This window comes from Rhizobium etli CFN 42 (assembly GCF_000092045.1).
GTDB lineage: Bacteria > Pseudomonadota > Alphaproteobacteria > Rhizobiales > Rhizobiaceae > Rhizobium > Rhizobium etli.
This window is the reverse complement of record NC_007761.1, coordinates 2,205,192-2,219,210: the sequence shown is the minus strand read 5'-3', so window position 1 is coordinate 2,219,210 and position 14,019 is coordinate 2,205,192. Positions and strand designations below refer to the sequence as shown.

The window sequence follows — 14,019 nt, the reverse complement described above, 5'->3', positions numbered from 1 at the left end:
AAAAACCCGCCAACGGAGGATTGGCAGGTTGAATACTGGCAAGCGGTTTTTCACGGCTCTTGAAGCGTTGCGGGGAATTGCGGCCATCATGGTCATGTTCCTACACACTGGCGGCACGCTTGGTCCGATACCTGTCCATATCAGCTACCTTGCCGTTGATCTCTTCTTTCTTTTGAGCGGCGTCGTTCTTGCAAGCTCATACGAAAGGCAACTGGCAACGGGACAGATTTCGCCTGCCGGATTTTTGCTGCAGCGTATCATTCGGCTTTATCCGGTCTATCTGCTTTCTCTTCCTGTGGGCCTTGTCAGCTATTCAATTCAATTCGGCTTCGATTACCTCACCCTGGCCGGCCTTCTGCTGAGGGCGATTCTGTTCATTCCAAACGCAGGCACGGGCGGCGCCTTTCCGTTAAACGGGCCGAGTTGGTCGCTCTTCTTCGAGCTGTGGGCTGGAGCGCTGTTTTCCATTCTTCTGGTGCGACTATCATCCAGAATCTTGCTCGCCATCGCTCTCGGGACAGCGGGTATCACCTTGTACGGAGCCCTTGGAGGCAATTTCGACATTGGCCATCAGGCAGGCTACTTCGGATTTGGCTTCTCGAGAGTTTCGTTCTCCTTCTCGCTCGGGATCTGCCTTCACAGGTTGTACGAGGTTCGCACGCCGAATGCGGCCAATAAAGGCAACACCATCGGCGTTCTCCTCTGTGGTTGCCTGATTGTGATCACGAATATACCCGCCAGCACATTCTACGGTTTTCCCTATTTTGATCTTTTCATATGCTTGGTGATTTTCCCGGCCATTGTCTGGGTCGCAATGCGCACCAGGCAGACCGGCCTTGTCGAGCTGGCATTTCGTTGGCTGGGGAGAGTTTCCTATCCGATTTATATCCTGCACGCGCCCATCTTCGAGTTGCTGCATTTACTGCGGCAAAAGGGCTTTGACCTTCCGGCCTCCCCGGCAGCCGGCATGGTCGTCGTGATCGCGATTTTCATCATGGCCGGCATCGTCGCCGTTCACTTCGACGAGCCGGTGCGCAGAAAGCTCAAGACCATGGTTGCGCCAAGACCAGCATCTGAGCTTCCCGCGGGAGCGAGCTAGCCTCACACCGGGTCGAGATCGCCCCTTGCCCATTCTTCCATCGTCTCCGCCATGAAATCGGCGAAGCGGCCTTCGGCGATCGCCTTGCGGATACCCTGCATCAGTTCCTGGTAATAGGCGAGATTGTGCCAGGAGAGCAGCATGCCGCCGAGCGCCTCGTTGGCGCGGACGAGATGGTGCAGATAGGCGCGTGAATAATCGCGCGAGGCCGGGCAGTTCGACTGTTCGTCGAGCGGACGCATATCCTCGGCATGACGGGCGTTGCGAATATTGACCTTGCCGCGGCGGGTAAAGGCCAGGCCATGTCGGCCGGAGCGGGTCGGCATGACACAATCGAACATGTCGATGCCGCGAGCGACCGATTTCAGGATGTCGTCAGGCGTGCCGACGCCCATGAGGTAACGCGGTTTTTCCGAAGGTAACACCGGCAGCGTCGTTTCCAGCATCCGCAGCATGACGTCCTGCGGCTCGCCGACGGCAAGGCCCCCGACGGCGTAGCCCTTGAGGTCGAGCTGGCTCAGCGCCTCGGCCGACCGGATGCGCAGCGCCGGAATATCGCCGCCCTGGACGATGCCGAACATCGCCTTGCCCGGCTGCTCGCCGAAGGCGACCCGGCAGCGCTCGGCCCAGCGCAGCGACATTTCCATGGCGCGCTCGATCTCCTTCGGCTCGGCCGGCAGCGCCACGCATTCGTCGAGCTGCATTTGGATATCGGAGCCGAGCAGTCCCTGGATTTCGATGGAGCGCTCCGGCGACATGTGATGCAGGCTACCGTCGACATGCGATTTGAAGGTGACACCCTGTTCGTCGAGCTTGCGCAGGCCGGAGAGCGACATGACCTGGAAGCCGCCGGAATCGGTCAGGATCGGATGTTCCCAGCGGATGAGCTTGTGCAGGCCGCCAAGCCGGGCGACGCGTTCGGCGGTCGGACGCAGCATCAGGTGATAGGTATTGCCGAGGATGATATCGGCGCCGGTCTCGCGCACCTGGTCGAGATACATAGCCTTGACCGTGCCGACCGTGCCGACCGGCATGAAGGCGGGCGTGCGGATTTCGCCGCGCGGCATGGAGATTTCGCCGAGGCGCGCGCCGGCATCCGTCTTCTTCAGGGTGAATTGGAAGTTCTCGGTCATTTGTCTTTCCGGAAGAGAAGGCTCGCGTCGCCGTAGGAGTAGAAGCGGTAGCCCGTCGAAATGGCGTGTTTATAGGCCGCGTGCATGGTTTCGAAGCCGGAGAAGGCCGAGACCAGCATGAACAGCGTCGAGCGCGGCAGGTGGAAATTGGTCATCAGCATGTCCACGGCCTTGAAGCGGTAGCCGGGCGTGATGAAGATGCCGGTAGCGCCAGCCCAGGGCTTGATCTCTCCGCTTTCCCCGGCCGCGCTTTCGATGAGCCGCAGCGAGGTCGTGCCGACGCAGACGATACGCCCGCCCCTTGCCTTTACGGCATTCAGCCCGGCGGCGATTTCACCGCTGACATAACCGCTTTCGAGATGCATCTTGTGATCGTCGGTATCGTCAGCCTTGACGGGCAGGAAGGTGCCGGCGCCGACATGCAGCGTGACGAAATGGCGCTCGATGCCGGCCTTGTCGAGCGCTTCGAACAGCGCTGGCGTGAAATGCAGGCCGGCGGTCGGGGCGGCGACGGCGCCCTCTTCGCGGGCATAGATCGTCTGGTAGTCGGCGCGATCGCGCTCGTCCTCCGGCCGTTTGGCGGCGATATAGGGCGGCAGCGGAATATGGCCGACGGCGGCGATCGCCTCGTCGAGCACCGGGCCGGATAGATCGAAGGCGAGCGTCACTTCGCCCGCTTCCCCCTTTTCCTCCACCGTCGCATCGAGCGAGCCGATCATGCAGCTTTCGCCGGAATGGCCAAAGGCGATGCGGTCGCCCTCCTTGATGCGTTTGCCGGGCTTGGCAAAGGCCTTCCAGCGGCTGGGGCCGATACGCATGTGCAGCGTTGCCGACACCTGCTGGCCGCCAGCGCCGTCTCTATGACGGATGCCTTCGAGCTGGGCGGGAATGACCTTGGTATCGTTGAACACCAGCGCGTCGCCGGCCCGGAGAAACGACGGCAGATCGCAGACGTGATGATCCGAGAGCGCGCTTTCCGCATCGGGGTCAACAACGAGCAGGCGCGCGCTGTCGCGCGGCTCGGCGGGCCGCAGCGCAATGCGTTCATCCGGCAGGTCGAAATCGAAAAGGTCTACGCGCATCGAGGTACTTTCAGGCAAAGCGAAACCCGCCCCGCGCTTTCGCGCAAGGGCGGGTTTCAGCAGAAATCACAATCAGACGTCGGCGGCAACCCGCATCGAGACGATCGAATCCGGATCGGAAACCGGTTCGCCGCGCTTGATCTTGTCGACATTGTCCATGCCTTCGATCACCTGGCCCCAGACGGAATACTGCTTGTTCAGCCACGGCGCGTCGGTGAAGCAGATGAAGAACTGGGAATTGGCCGAGTTCGGGTTCTGCGAACGGGCCATCGAGCAGGTGCCGCGAACATGCGAGGTGGCGGAGAATTCAGCCTTCAGGTCCGGCTTGGAGGAGCCGCCCATGCCGGCGCGGCCGGGATTGAAGGTTTCAGAACCCTTCTTGCCATATTCGACATCACCCGTCTGGGCCATGAAATCCTGAATGACGCGATGGAAGACGACGCCGTCATAGGCCTTCTCGCGGGCCAGTTCCTTGATGCGGGCGACGTGCTCCGGGGCGACCTGCGGCAGCAGCTGAATGACAACCTTGCCCTTGGTGGTTTCCAGAATGATGGTGTTTTCGGGATCCGTGATCTCGGCCATTGCCTTCTCCTCTTGTTTGTCTCGTAACTTACTTCTTGCCCAGGGTGACCTTGATCATCCGGTCGGGATTTTTGACTTCGCCGTTCTGGCCTTCGCCGCGCTTGATCTTGTCGACATTCTCCATGCCGGAAACGACCTTACCGACGACTGTATACTGGCCATTCAGGAAGGAACCGTCGGCGAACATGATGAAGAACTGCGAATTGGCGGAATTCGGATCCTGCGAGCGGGCCATGCCGACCGTGCCGCGCACGAACGGAGTCTTGGAGAACTCAGCCGGAATATCGGGCAGATCGGAGGAGCCGGTGCCGGCGAGGCTGGCATCAAAGCCCTTTTCTATGTTGCCGTATTTGACGTCGCCGGTCTGGGCCATGAAGCCGTCGATGACGCGGTGAAAGGCGACGTTGTCGTATTCGCCCTTCTTGGCGAGCGCCTCGATCTGGGCGACATGCTTCGGCGCCACATCCGGCATCAGCTGGATCACCACCGGGCCGTTCTTCAGCTGAATGGTGAGATAATGATCGGCCGACTGGGCCAACGCATCCCCCGCGAAGGAGGCGAGATACAGCACGCCGGCAAATGCGAGATAAAAGAGTTTCATGTGAGCTCCGTTGCGGCGTTATCCGCCTAGGCTTTGCGCTTGGATGTGAGGGCTTGCAGGACGGCGGCCGGGACGAAAGCGCTGACATCTCCGCCCATGGCGGCGATCTGGCGGACCAATGTGGCGGTAATGGGCCGCGACGCCGTGCCGGCCGGCAAAAAGATGGTCTGGATATCGGGCGCCATCGTTCGGTTCATGCCGGCCATCTGCATTTCGTAGTCGAGATCCGTGCCATCGCGAAGGCCGCGGATCAGAAGCGTGGCGCCATGAGCACGGGCGGCATCGACGACCAGATTGTCGAAGGCGACGACAGTGATGTTGGCGCTCTTGCCGGGCAAGGCTTCGGCCAGCGAAAGGCGGATCAGCTCGGCTCTCTCTTCGAACGAAAAGAGCGGCGCCTTGCCGGGATGGATGCCGATCGCGACGATGACTTTTTCGGCGACGTTCAGCGCCTGGACCAGAACATCCACATGTCCGTTGGTGATCGGGTCGAAGGACCCAGGATAAAAAGCTGTCGTCATCTGGCCCGGCCATTCGTTTGACGCCTTTTGTCATGGATACCGACTTGTCGCAAGTGATTTACCCGCCGCGCCGCACGGCTGAACAACCGATGAACATGCCATTCAAGGCCGTTTCAGACGGGATCTGCTTAACTCGGATCATCAATGCAGCCGCTGCCATTCCGGCAGCCGGCGCTCCCCGAAAGACCGAGTCCATGCTGATCGTGCTTGTTGCGCTTGCCGTCACTCTCTCCCTCGCCGCCGAGATGGCTTATGGCTATTTCGCCAATCGCTACGAGGTGAACTGGGTGCGGCCGGAGCTTGCCGAACATGCGGCGATCGTGCGCGCCCAAGGTAGACTGCGCGGAAATGAAGGCCGGCTGCGCGACAAAACGGATTTCGAATCTGAACGCCAGATGAACGAGACATTCAAGGAGGCTTCAGATCGCCATTGGTAAACACCCGCTCAACATCCGGCGGAACCATTTTTATACGGATGCGTTCACTCAACCGACACAGAAATGCGTCAAGCGCGGCAGGAAGGACCAAATATGCCCGGCAAGATTACGATGATTAACGTGCTCTGGATGGTCATGGTCACGGGCATGCTCACCGCAACTGTCGCTCTTTATGATCAGAAGGTCGATACCTCCAAGGTTTACGGTCCCTATGCTTCGGCTCGCACGGCCGTACCGGGCCAATACTGAGGAGCGAGTACGCAACTCCCCAGGAAAGGAATGCCTATGTTCACGATCTTGACAGTGCTCACCGCCCTCATCAGCGTCATGTTCATCGTGTCTGTGGCCACGACGATATCAGCGCTGCGGCGCGAAGGCGAAGAGGTGAAGGCGCTGAATGAAAAGCATAGCGCGTTCTGACATTCCTCTCTTCGAGCGGCACCATTCGCCGCCTGGACCTTTCAAAGCCGGATGCAGCAGCGTCCGGCTTTTTTCTTGGGTAGGGAGTGAGCCAACTGAATGCTTCAGCCTGGAAGCAAGGCTCTAACAGAAAAGGGCGGCTGGAAGCCGCCCCGCTCATTCGATCATTCTTCGGCAGCACCGCCCGGATCGCCATCGGCGACAGGCGTCTCATCGGCGAAAGGCGTCTCATCGGCGCCAGCGGCGGCTTCGGCCGCATCGACCGCCCCTTCCGTGTCATCCTCCTCCGGCTCGCTGATGCGTTCGACCGAGACGACCTTCTCGTCCTTGGCCGTCGAGAAGATGGTGACGCCCTTGGTGGCGCGGCTGGCGATGCGGATGCCGCCGACCGGCACGCGGATGAGTTGCCCGCCATCGGAGACGAGCATGATCTGATCGCCGTCATCAACCGGGAAGGCCGCAACCAGTTCGCCGATCTCGCCCGTCTTCGACGTGTCGGTGGCACGGATGCCCTTGCCGCCGCGGCCGGAGATACGGAAATCGTAAGAGGAGGAGCGCTTGCCGAAGCCCTTCTCGGAGACGGTGAGCACGAATTGCTCGCGCGCCTTCAGCTCTTCGTAGCGCTCATCGGAAAGCTGCCCTTCTTCCGTGACTTCTTCGCCAACGAGAGCGATGTCCTCCTCATCAACGCCTATCGCCCGGCGTTCGGCGGCAGAGCGCTTGAGGTAGGCGGCCCGTTCCCATGGCTCGGCATCGACATGGCCGACGATCGTCATCGAGATGATGCGGTCACCCTCGCCGAGATTGATGCCGCGAACGCCGATCGAGTTGCGGCCGGCAAAAACGCGGACGTCGTCGACGGAGAACCGGATGCACTGGCCGAGCGCCGTCGTCAGGAGAACGTCGTCCCGATCGGTGCAAGTCTCGACGGAGAGGATTTCATCGCCCTCCTCCTCGAGCTTCATGGCGATCTTGCCGTTGCGGTTGACCTGGACGAAGTCCGACAGCTTGTTGCGGCGAACCGTACCGCGCGTCGTCGAGAACATGACGTCGAGATTATCCCAGCTCGCCTCGTCCTCAGGCAACGGCAGGATCGTGGTGATGCGCTCGCCGGGTTCGAGCGGCAGCATGTTGATCAGCGCCTTGCCGCGCGAGGTCGGCGTGCCGATCGGCAGACGCCAGACCTTCTCCTTATAGACGATGCCGCGCGATGAGAAGAACAAGACCGGCGTATGGGTATTGACCACGAATAGCCGGCTAACGAAATCCTCGTCGCGGGTCGTCATGCCGGAGCGGCCCTTGCCGCCGCGGCGCTGGGCGCGGTAGGTGGTCAGCGGCACGCGTTTGATGTAGCCGAGATGCGAGACGGTGACGACCATATCCTCGCGGGCAATGAGATCTTCGTCGTCCATTTCAAGGCCGCCATCGACGATCTCGGTGCGGCGCGGCGTGCCGAACTCGTCGCGGACGGCCGAAAGCTCATCCTTGACGATGGTCTGGATGCGGACTCGCGAGGAGAGAATATCGAGATAATCCCGGATTTCCTCGCCTATCTTATTGAGTTCATCGCCGATTTCGTCACGGCCGAGGGCCGTGAGGCGGGCAAGTCGGAGTTCGAGGATGGCCCGGGCCTGCTCTTCGGAAAGATTGTAGGTCAGGTCGTCATTGATGCGGTGGCGCGGGTCGTCGATCAGGCGGATCAGGCTTTCGACGTCTTCCGCCGGCCAGCGGCGCGTCATCAGCTCTTCGCGGGCCGACTGCGGATCGGGCGCCTGACGGATGACGCGGATGACTTCGTCGATATTGGCCACCGCAATGGCAAGGCCGACCAACACATGCGCGCGCTCGCGCGCCTTGCGCAGCAGAAACTTCGTTCTCCGGCTGACGACTTCCTCGCGGAAGGAGACGAAGGCGCGCAGCATGTCGAGCAGCGTCAGCTGCTCCGGCTTGCCGCCGTTCAGCGCCACCATGTTGCAGCCGAAGGAGGTCTGCAGTGGCGTGTAGCGGTAAAGCTGGTTCAGTATGACTTCGGCGTTGGCATCGCGCTTCAGCTCGATGACGACGCGATAGCCCTGACGGTCGGATTCGTCGCGCAGGTCGGAGATGCCCTCGATGCGCTTTTCGCGCACCAGCTCGGCCATCTTCTCGATCATCGTCGCCTTGTTCACCTGGTAGGGAATCTCGGTGATGATGATCTGCTCGCGGTCGCCGCGCATCGGCTCGATGGTGGCGACGCCGCGCATGATGACGGAGCCGCGGCCGGTCTCGTAAGCCGAGCGGATGCCGGCACGACCGAGGATCTTTGCGCCTGTGGGAAAATCCGGGCCGGGAATGATCTGCATCAGTTCCGGCAGCTCGATCGCCGGATCGTTGATCAGCGCGATGCAGCCGTCGATCACTTCCGACAGGTTATGCGGCGGAATATTGGTCGCCATGCCGACGGCGATGCCGCCGGCGCCGTTGACGAGCAGGTTCGGGAACTTGGCGGGAACCACCACCGGCTCGGAGAGCGTGCCGTCATAATTGTCGCGGAAGTCGACGGTTTCCTTGTCGAGATCGTCGAGCAGCGAATGGGCGGCCTTTTCCAGCCGGCATTCGGTGTAGCGTTCGGCCGCCGGCGGATCGCCGTCGACGGAGCCGAAATTGCCCTGACCGTCGATCAGCGGCAGGCGCAGCGACCAGGGCTGCGCCATGCGGGCAAGCGCGTCATAAATCGCGGCATTGCCGTGCGGATGGTATTTACCCATCACGTCGCCGGTAACGCGGGCGCACTTGACGTATTTCTTGTTCCAGTCGATGCCGAGCTCGGACATGCCGTAGAGGATGCGCCGGTGGACGGGCTTCAGACCGTCGCGCACGTCGGGCAACGCGCGGCTGACGATGACGCTCATGGCGTAATCGAGATACGACCGCTGCATTTCCTCCATGATGGAGATGGGCTCGATGCCTGGCGGGAGCTTCCCGCCGCCGGGGGGTGTTTGCTCAGTCAAAACAGATCACGATCTCTTCTAGAATCACTTGAAGATTTATAGCGGAAAGCCTGTTCCCACGCCAATTTCTGAGCGCGTTTTGAACAGGCTTTTGCGGCCGAAAAAGGGTAAAGCACGGGAGTTGTGCGGCCTGGCAGGGCAAATCCGCCGCGGACCGCCGCGGTTCATTTGCCAAATCGAAAACCCCGCTTCACAATCGCAGAAAATCACGCACCCATATGGGCTTTCGGAGAGACGATGGCAAGCGCCGACCAATTGATCAACGCCTTCACGACGCTTCTCGTCACCATCGATCCGCCGGGGCTCGCCCCCATCTTCCTGGGGCTGACGACCGGCATGAGCCGGAGCCAGCGAACCCAAGTGGCCCTGCGCGGCTCGACCATCGCCTTCATCATCCTCGCCGTCTTCGCCCTGTTCGGGGCCGGCGTGCTCGGCGTGCTCGGCATTTCGATCGGCGCCTTCCGCATTGCCGGCGGCCTGCTGCTCTTCTGGATCGCCTTCGAGATGGTCTTCGAGCGGCGCCAGGAGCGCAAGGAGAAGGCGTCCGAGGCTGCCGTCACCAGGGATCATATCGAGAATATCGCCGTCTTTCCTCTCGCCCTGCCGCTGATCGCCGGCCCGGGTGCGATCTCGGCGACGATCCTGCTTGCCGGCACGCTGCCGACCTCCGTCGGAAAAGCCCAGCTGATCGCCGTCATCGCCGCCAATCTGCTGCTGACCTTCCTCATGCTGCTGATTGCCGAAAGGCTCGACCGCTTCCTCGGCGTCACCGGCCGGGCGATCCTGACACGGCTCCTTGGCGTCATCCTCGCCGCCCTTGCCGTGCAGTTCGTCGTTGACGGCGCGAAGGCGGCGCTCAATCTGATCAGCGCGACGCCGCACTGAACAGCGTGAGAAAACAAGAAGAGCATGACGCCGCCAAAGGCATCATGCTCTCGGATCTTCTTCAAGCCGGATAGGCGGCCGATCAGAACGGGATATCGTCGTCGAGATCCCGCGAGAAGTTGCCGCCGCCGCCGCGGTTCGACGATGAGGACGAAGACGGCGCGCCGTAGTCGTCGCCGTAATCGTTGCCGCCACCACTACTGCCGCGGCCGCCGCCGAAGCCGGAGCTTGCGCCGCCGCCGTCGCCGCGTCCGTCGAGCATGGTCAGGGTCGAATTAAAGCCCTGCAGCACCACTTCCGTGGAGTAACGGTCCTGCCCTTGCTGGTCCTGCCACTTGCGGGTCTGCAGCTGGCCTTCGACATAGAGCTTGGCGCCCTTTTTCACATATTGCTCGACGACCTTGCACAAGCCTTCATTGAAGACGACGACATTGTGCCATTCGGTCTTTTCGCGGCGTTCGCCTGAATTGCGGTCGCGCCAGGTCTCCGAGGTCGCGATGCGGAGGTTGGCGATCGGCCGGCCATCCTGAGTGCGGCGGATTTCGGGGTCTGCACCCACGTTTCCAACCAGAATTACCTTGTTCACGCTACCAGCCATGCTTCTCACCCTGCCTGCCGCCCTGCCCGGCGGCGTTTCAATCGATCGGCGCACCTTAAACCATCACGGACCGCCGATGCGCATGGGCGGCATTTAATCCACATGTTTATCCATCCGAAAGCCGCATGCATCCATCAGGAATTTTGTTCTTTATTTGTTCTAGTTTATCCGTATGATCCTGTCAACAGAATCGAAAACCTTGAGTCATCCAGGATATTCAGCCTCGACTCGCCCGTCGGCATCACTAAATAAGGGCTGTTATCCAGAAAACCAAAGCAGAGACGATGAGCGAACTGAAGACGATCTCCATCCGCGGCGCGCGCGAGCACAATTTGAAGAGCATCGATCTCGATCTGCCGCGCAACAAGCTGATCGTCATGACCGGGCTTTCAGGCTCGGGCAAGTCCTCGCTCGCCTTCGACACCATCTATGCCGAGGGCCAGCGGCGCTATGTCGAAAGCCTGTCGGCCTATGCCCGGCAGTTCCTCGAAATGATGCAGAAGCCCGATGTCGACCAGATCGACGGGTTGTCGCCGGCCATTTCGATCGAGCAGAAGACCACCTCGCGCAACCCGCGCTCGACGGTCGGCACCGTCACCGAAATCTACGACTATATGCGCCTGCTCTTTGCCCGCGTCGGCGTTCCCTATTCGCCGGCGACCGGCCTGCCGATCGAGAGCCAGACCGTCAGCCAGATGGTGGACCGCATTCTCGCTTTCGGCGAAGGCACCCGTCTTTATATTCTGGCGCCGCTCGTGCGCGGCCGCAAGGGCGAATACAAGAAGGAACTGGCGGAGCTGATGAAGAAGGGCTTCCAGCGCGTAAAGGTCGACGGTCAGTTCTACGAGATCGCCGAGGCCCCTGTTCTCGACAAGAAATACAAGCACGACATCGACGTCGTGGTCGACCGCATCGTTGTGCGCCCGGATGTGTCGGCGCGTCTCGCCGACAGCCTGGAAACCTGCCTCAAGCTCGCAGATGGGCTGGCGATCGCCGAATTCGCCGATAAGCCGCTGCCGCCGGAGGAGACCTCGGCCGGCGGTTCGGCCAACAAGTCGCTGAACGAGACGCATGAGCGCGTGCTGTTTTCGGAGAAATTCGCCTGCCCGGTTTCGGGCTTCACCATTCCGGAAATCGAACCCAGGCTCTTCTCCTTCAACAATCCCTTCGGCGCCTGCCCGACCTGCGACGGGCTCGGCGCCCAGCAGAAGATCGACCCCGACCTGATCGTGCCCGAACCGGAGCGGACGCTACGAGACGGGGCGATCGCGCCTTGGGCCAAGTCGACCTCGCCCTATTACAACCAGACGCTGGAAGCGCTCGGCAAACATTACGGCTTCAAACTCGGCACCCGCTGGAACGACCTGTCCGACGAGGCCAAGGACGTCATCCTCAACGGCACCGACGACAAGATCGAGTTCCACTACGCCGACGGCGCCCGCTCCTATACGACGCACAAGAATTTCGAGGGCATCATCACTAATCTCGAGCGCCGCTGGAAGGAAACCGATTCCGCCTGGGCTCGCGAGGATATCGAGCGCTTCATGTCGGCCGCGCCCTGCCCGGCCTGCAACGGCTATCGCCTGAAGCCGGAAGCGCTGGCGGTGAAGATCAACAAGCTACATATCGGCGAAGTGACCCAAATGTCGATCCGCATCGCGCGCGACTGGTTCGAGGCGCTGCCGGCGATATTCAATGCCAAGCAGAATGAGATCGCCGTGCGCATCCTCAAGGAAATCCGCGACCGGCTGCGCTTCCTCAACGATGTCGGCCTGGAATATCTAAGCCTGTCGCGCAATTCCGGCACGCTGTCGGGCGGCGAGAGCCAGCGCATCCGGCTTGCCTCGCAGATCGGCTCGGGGCTGACGGGCGTGCTCTACGTGCTCGACGAGCCGTCGATCGGACTGCATCAGCGCGATAATGCCAGGCTGCTCGACACGCTGAAGCACCTGCGCGATATCGGCAATACGGTCATCGTCGTCGAGCATGACGAAGACGCGATCCTGACGGCCGACGACGTCGTCGACATCGGCCCGGCGGCCGGCATCCATGGCGGCCAGGTCATCGCCCATGGCACGCCGCAGGATATCATGGACAATCCGAAGTCGCTGACCGGCAAATATCTCTCGGGCGAACTCGGCGTGCCGGTTCCCGACCAGCGCCGCAAGCCGAAGAAGGGTCGCGAGATCAAGGTCGTCGGCGCGCGCGGCAACAATCTGAAGAATGTCACGGCCTCGATCCCGCTCGGCGTCTTTACGGCGGTGACGGGGGTCTCAGGCGGCGGCAAGTCCACCTTCCTGATCGAGACGCTGTACAAATCGGCGGCACGCCGTGTCATGGGCGCGCGCGAAATTCCAGCCGACCACGACCGCATCGACGGTTTCGAGCATATCGACAAGGTGATCGACATCGACCAGTCGCCGATCGGCCGCACGCCGCGCTCGAACCCGGCGACCTATACCGGCGCCTTCACGCCGATCCGCGACTGGTTCGCCGGCCTGCCGGAAGCCAAGGCGCGCGGCTATCAGCCGGGCCGCTTCTCCTTCAACGTCAAGGGCGGACGCTGCGAGGCCTGCCAGGGCGACGGCGTCATCAAGATCGAGATGCACTTCCTGCCCGACGTCTACGTCACCTGCGACGTCTGCCATGGCAAGCGCTATAACAGGGAGACGCTCGACGTCACCTTCAAGCAGAAGTCGATCGCCGACGTGCTCGACATGACGGTGGAGGAAGGCGTCGACTTCTTTGCGGCAGTACCCGCCGTGCGCGACAAGCTGCAATCGCTGAAGGATGTTGGCCTCGGTTACATCAAGGTCGGCCAGCAGGCCAACACGCTTTCGGGCGGCGAGGCGCAGCGCGTCAAGCTTGCCAAGGAACTGTCGAAACGCTCGACCGGACGCACTCTTTATATTCTCGACGAGCCGACGACCGGCCTGCATTTCCACGACGTCGCCAAGCTGCTCGAAATGCTGCACGAACTGGTCAACCAAGGCAATTCGGTTGTGGTGATCGAGCACAATCTCGAAGTCATCAAGACGGCCGACTGGGTGCTCGACTTCGGCCCCGAGGGCGGCGATGGCGGCGGCGAGATCGTCGCAACCGGCACGCCTGAGGCTATCGTCAAGGAGAAGCGGTCCTATACCGGACAGTTTCTGAAGGAATTGCTGGAACGGCGACCAGCCAAAAGGGCGGCTGCGGCGGAATGACAATGAGGCTGGCGTCGCCCGATGATCTCCAAACGGTCACGATGCTGACGGCAGCCGCCTATCGCCCCTATACCGAACTCTTGGGCTCGCCACCGATCCCGGTGACGGAAGACTACACGCCACGGATCGAACGCGGCGAGGTGTGGCTGCGTGACATCGACGGCCAAATCGCCGGCCTCATGGTCGTCGAACGGCATTCGGATCACCTCATGCTCTTCAGCATCGCGGTCTCGCCGGCCTTTCAGCGTGCAGGACACGGTCTGGCGATGCTCGAATGGCTTGAGGGCAAGGCACGCGAATGGGCGCGGCCGGAGATCCGGCTCTATACGAATGCCCGGATGGAACGGAATATAGCGCTTTATCGCGCCTTCGGATTTCAGGAAACGGGTCGCCGGCCAAATCCGTATCGGCCAGGATGGACGCTCGTCGACATGGCGAAAGAGATTGTTGCGGCCTGAGCGGCTG

Annotated in this window: 13 protein-coding genes and 1 pseudogene; 7 read left to right on the top strand and 7 right to left on the bottom strand. The window is 61.4% G+C overall.

Going from position 1 to position 14,019, the window contains the following annotated elements; genetic code table 11:
- The first annotated feature begins 28 nt into the window (after positions 1–28).
- Positions 29–1,099 carry an acyltransferase family protein gene (locus RHE_RS10840; RefSeq protein ID WP_041678645.1) on the top strand — a complete coding sequence of 357 codons (1,071 nt, stop codon included), beginning with the start codon at positions 29–31 and terminating at the stop codon, positions 1,097–1,099.
- Between the two features lie 2 nt (positions 1,100–1,101).
- Here the strand turns inward: RHE_RS10840 and tgt are convergent, their stop codons facing one another.
- From tgt to coaD, 5 genes are all read right to left on the bottom strand, one after another.
- The gene (gene tgt / locus RHE_RS10835; protein ID WP_011425383.1) at positions 1,102–2,232 is read right to left on the bottom strand and encodes a tRNA guanosine(34) transglycosylase Tgt; all 1,131 of its coding nucleotides are present in this window, start codon (positions 2,230–2,232) and stop codon (positions 1,102–1,104) included.
- Positions 2,229–3,314 carry a tRNA preQ1(34) S-adenosylmethionine ribosyltransferase-isomerase QueA gene (queA, locus tag RHE_RS10830; protein ID WP_011425382.1) on the bottom strand — a complete coding sequence of 362 codons (1,086 nt, stop codon included), beginning with the start codon at positions 3,312–3,314 and terminating at the stop codon, positions 2,229–2,231. Before queA ends, tgt begins: the two co-directional genes overlap by 4 nt.
- A gap of 72 nt (positions 3,315–3,386) precedes the next feature.
- Positions 3,387–3,896 carry a peptidylprolyl isomerase gene (locus RHE_RS10825; RefSeq protein WP_011425381.1) on the bottom strand — a complete coding sequence of 170 codons (510 nt, stop codon included), beginning with the start codon at positions 3,894–3,896 and terminating at the stop codon, positions 3,387–3,389.
- A 28-nt stretch (positions 3,897–3,924) separates the two neighbouring features.
- Complete coding sequence (locus RHE_RS10820; RefSeq protein ID WP_011425380.1) at positions 3,925–4,497, bottom strand: peptidylprolyl isomerase; 573 nt, start codon at positions 4,495–4,497, stop codon at positions 3,925–3,927.
- 26 nt (positions 4,498–4,523) lie between these two features.
- Positions 4,524–5,018, bottom strand: coding sequence for a pantetheine-phosphate adenylyltransferase (gene coaD / locus RHE_RS10815; protein ID WP_011425379.1), 495 nt, complete (start codon positions 5,016–5,018; stop codon positions 4,524–4,526).
- Positions 5,019–5,107: 89 nt separating this feature from the next.
- On the opposite strand from coaD, the pseudogene RHE_RS10810 reads away from it, so the two are divergent.
- The 3 genes and pseudogenes from RHE_RS10810 to RHE_RS34875 all read left to right on the top strand — a co-directional run.
- A pseudogene (locus RHE_RS10810) lies at positions 5,108–5,362 on the top strand (hypothetical protein); the annotation flags it as partial.
- Positions 5,363–5,548: 186 nt separating this feature from the next.
- Positions 5,549–5,704, top strand: a complete 156-nt coding sequence (locus RHE_RS33575; RefSeq protein WP_166486907.1) for a hypothetical protein — start codon at positions 5,549–5,551, stop codon at positions 5,702–5,704.
- Positions 5,705–5,740: 36 nt separating this feature from the next.
- Entirely contained in the window at positions 5,741–5,875 is a 135-nt protein-coding gene (locus RHE_RS34875) for a hypothetical protein (RefSeq protein ID WP_276328764.1), read from the top strand.
- A 164-nt stretch (positions 5,876–6,039) separates the two neighbouring features.
- Here RHE_RS34875 and gyrA read toward each other — a convergent pair whose 3' ends face one another.
- Positions 6,040–8,865 (bottom strand): DNA gyrase subunit A, encoded by a 2,826-nt coding sequence (gene gyrA, locus RHE_RS10805; protein ID WP_011425376.1) that lies wholly within the window; start codon positions 8,863–8,865, stop codon positions 6,040–6,042.
- A gap of 237 nt (positions 8,866–9,102) precedes the next feature.
- Between gyrA and RHE_RS10800 the strand changes: the two genes are divergently transcribed.
- Positions 9,103–9,750 carry a MarC family protein gene (locus RHE_RS10800; RefSeq protein ID WP_011425375.1) on the top strand — a complete coding sequence of 216 codons (648 nt, stop codon included), beginning with the start codon at positions 9,103–9,105 and terminating at the stop codon, positions 9,748–9,750.
- Between the two features lie 82 nt (positions 9,751–9,832).
- Here the strand turns inward: RHE_RS10800 and RHE_RS10795 are convergent, their stop codons facing one another.
- The gene (locus RHE_RS10795; RefSeq protein WP_011425374.1) at positions 9,833–10,348 is read right to left on the bottom strand and encodes a single-stranded DNA-binding protein; all 516 of its coding nucleotides are present in this window, start codon (positions 10,346–10,348) and stop codon (positions 9,833–9,835) included.
- Positions 10,349–10,632: 284 nt separating this feature from the next.
- Between RHE_RS10795 and uvrA the strand changes: the two genes are divergently transcribed.
- Entirely contained in the window at positions 10,633–13,554 is a 2,922-nt protein-coding gene (uvrA, locus tag RHE_RS10790) for an excinuclease ABC subunit UvrA (protein ID WP_011425373.1), read from the top strand.
- Positions 13,551–14,012 (top strand): GNAT family N-acetyltransferase, encoded by a 462-nt coding sequence (locus tag RHE_RS10785; RefSeq protein ID WP_020921286.1) that lies wholly within the window; start codon positions 13,551–13,553, stop codon positions 14,010–14,012. Before uvrA ends, RHE_RS10785 begins: the two co-directional genes overlap by 4 nt.
- The last annotated feature ends 7 nt before the right edge of the window (positions 14,013–14,019 follow it).

Bases quoted from the DNA above. Each gene is read 5' to 3' on its own strand.
- tgt (WP_011425383.1), bottom strand. From the start codon at position 2,232: ATGACCGAGAACTTCCAATTCACCCTGAAGAAGACGGATGCCGGCGCG.
- queA (WP_011425382.1), bottom strand. From the start codon at position 3,314: ATGCGCGTAGACCTTTTCGATTTCGACCTGCCGGATGAACGCATTGCG.
- RHE_RS10825 (WP_011425381.1), bottom strand. From the start codon at position 3,896: ATGGCCGAGATCACGGATCCCGAAAACACCATCATTCTGGAAACCACC.
- RHE_RS10820 (WP_011425380.1), bottom strand. From the start codon at position 4,497: ATGAAACTCTTTTATCTCGCATTTGCCGGCGTGCTGTATCTCGCCTCC.
- coaD (WP_011425379.1), bottom strand. From the start codon at position 5,018: ATGACGACAGCTTTTTATCCTGGGTCCTTCGACCCGATCACCAACGGA.
- RHE_RS33575 (WP_166486907.1), top strand. From the start codon at position 5,549: ATGCCCGGCAAGATTACGATGATTAACGTGCTCTGGATGGTCATGGTC.
- RHE_RS34875 (WP_276328764.1), top strand. From the start codon at position 5,741: ATGTTCACGATCTTGACAGTGCTCACCGCCCTCATCAGCGTCATGTTC.
- RHE_RS10800 (WP_011425375.1), top strand. From the start codon at position 9,103: ATGGCAAGCGCCGACCAATTGATCAACGCCTTCACGACGCTTCTCGTC.
- RHE_RS10795 (WP_011425374.1), bottom strand. From the start codon at position 10,348: ATGGCTGGTAGCGTGAACAAGGTAATTCTGGTTGGAAACGTGGGTGCA.
- uvrA (WP_011425373.1), top strand. From the start codon at position 10,633: ATGAGCGAACTGAAGACGATCTCCATCCGCGGCGCGCGCGAGCACAAT.
- RHE_RS10785 (WP_020921286.1), top strand. From the start codon at position 13,551: ATGACAATGAGGCTGGCGTCGCCCGATGATCTCCAAACGGTCACGATG.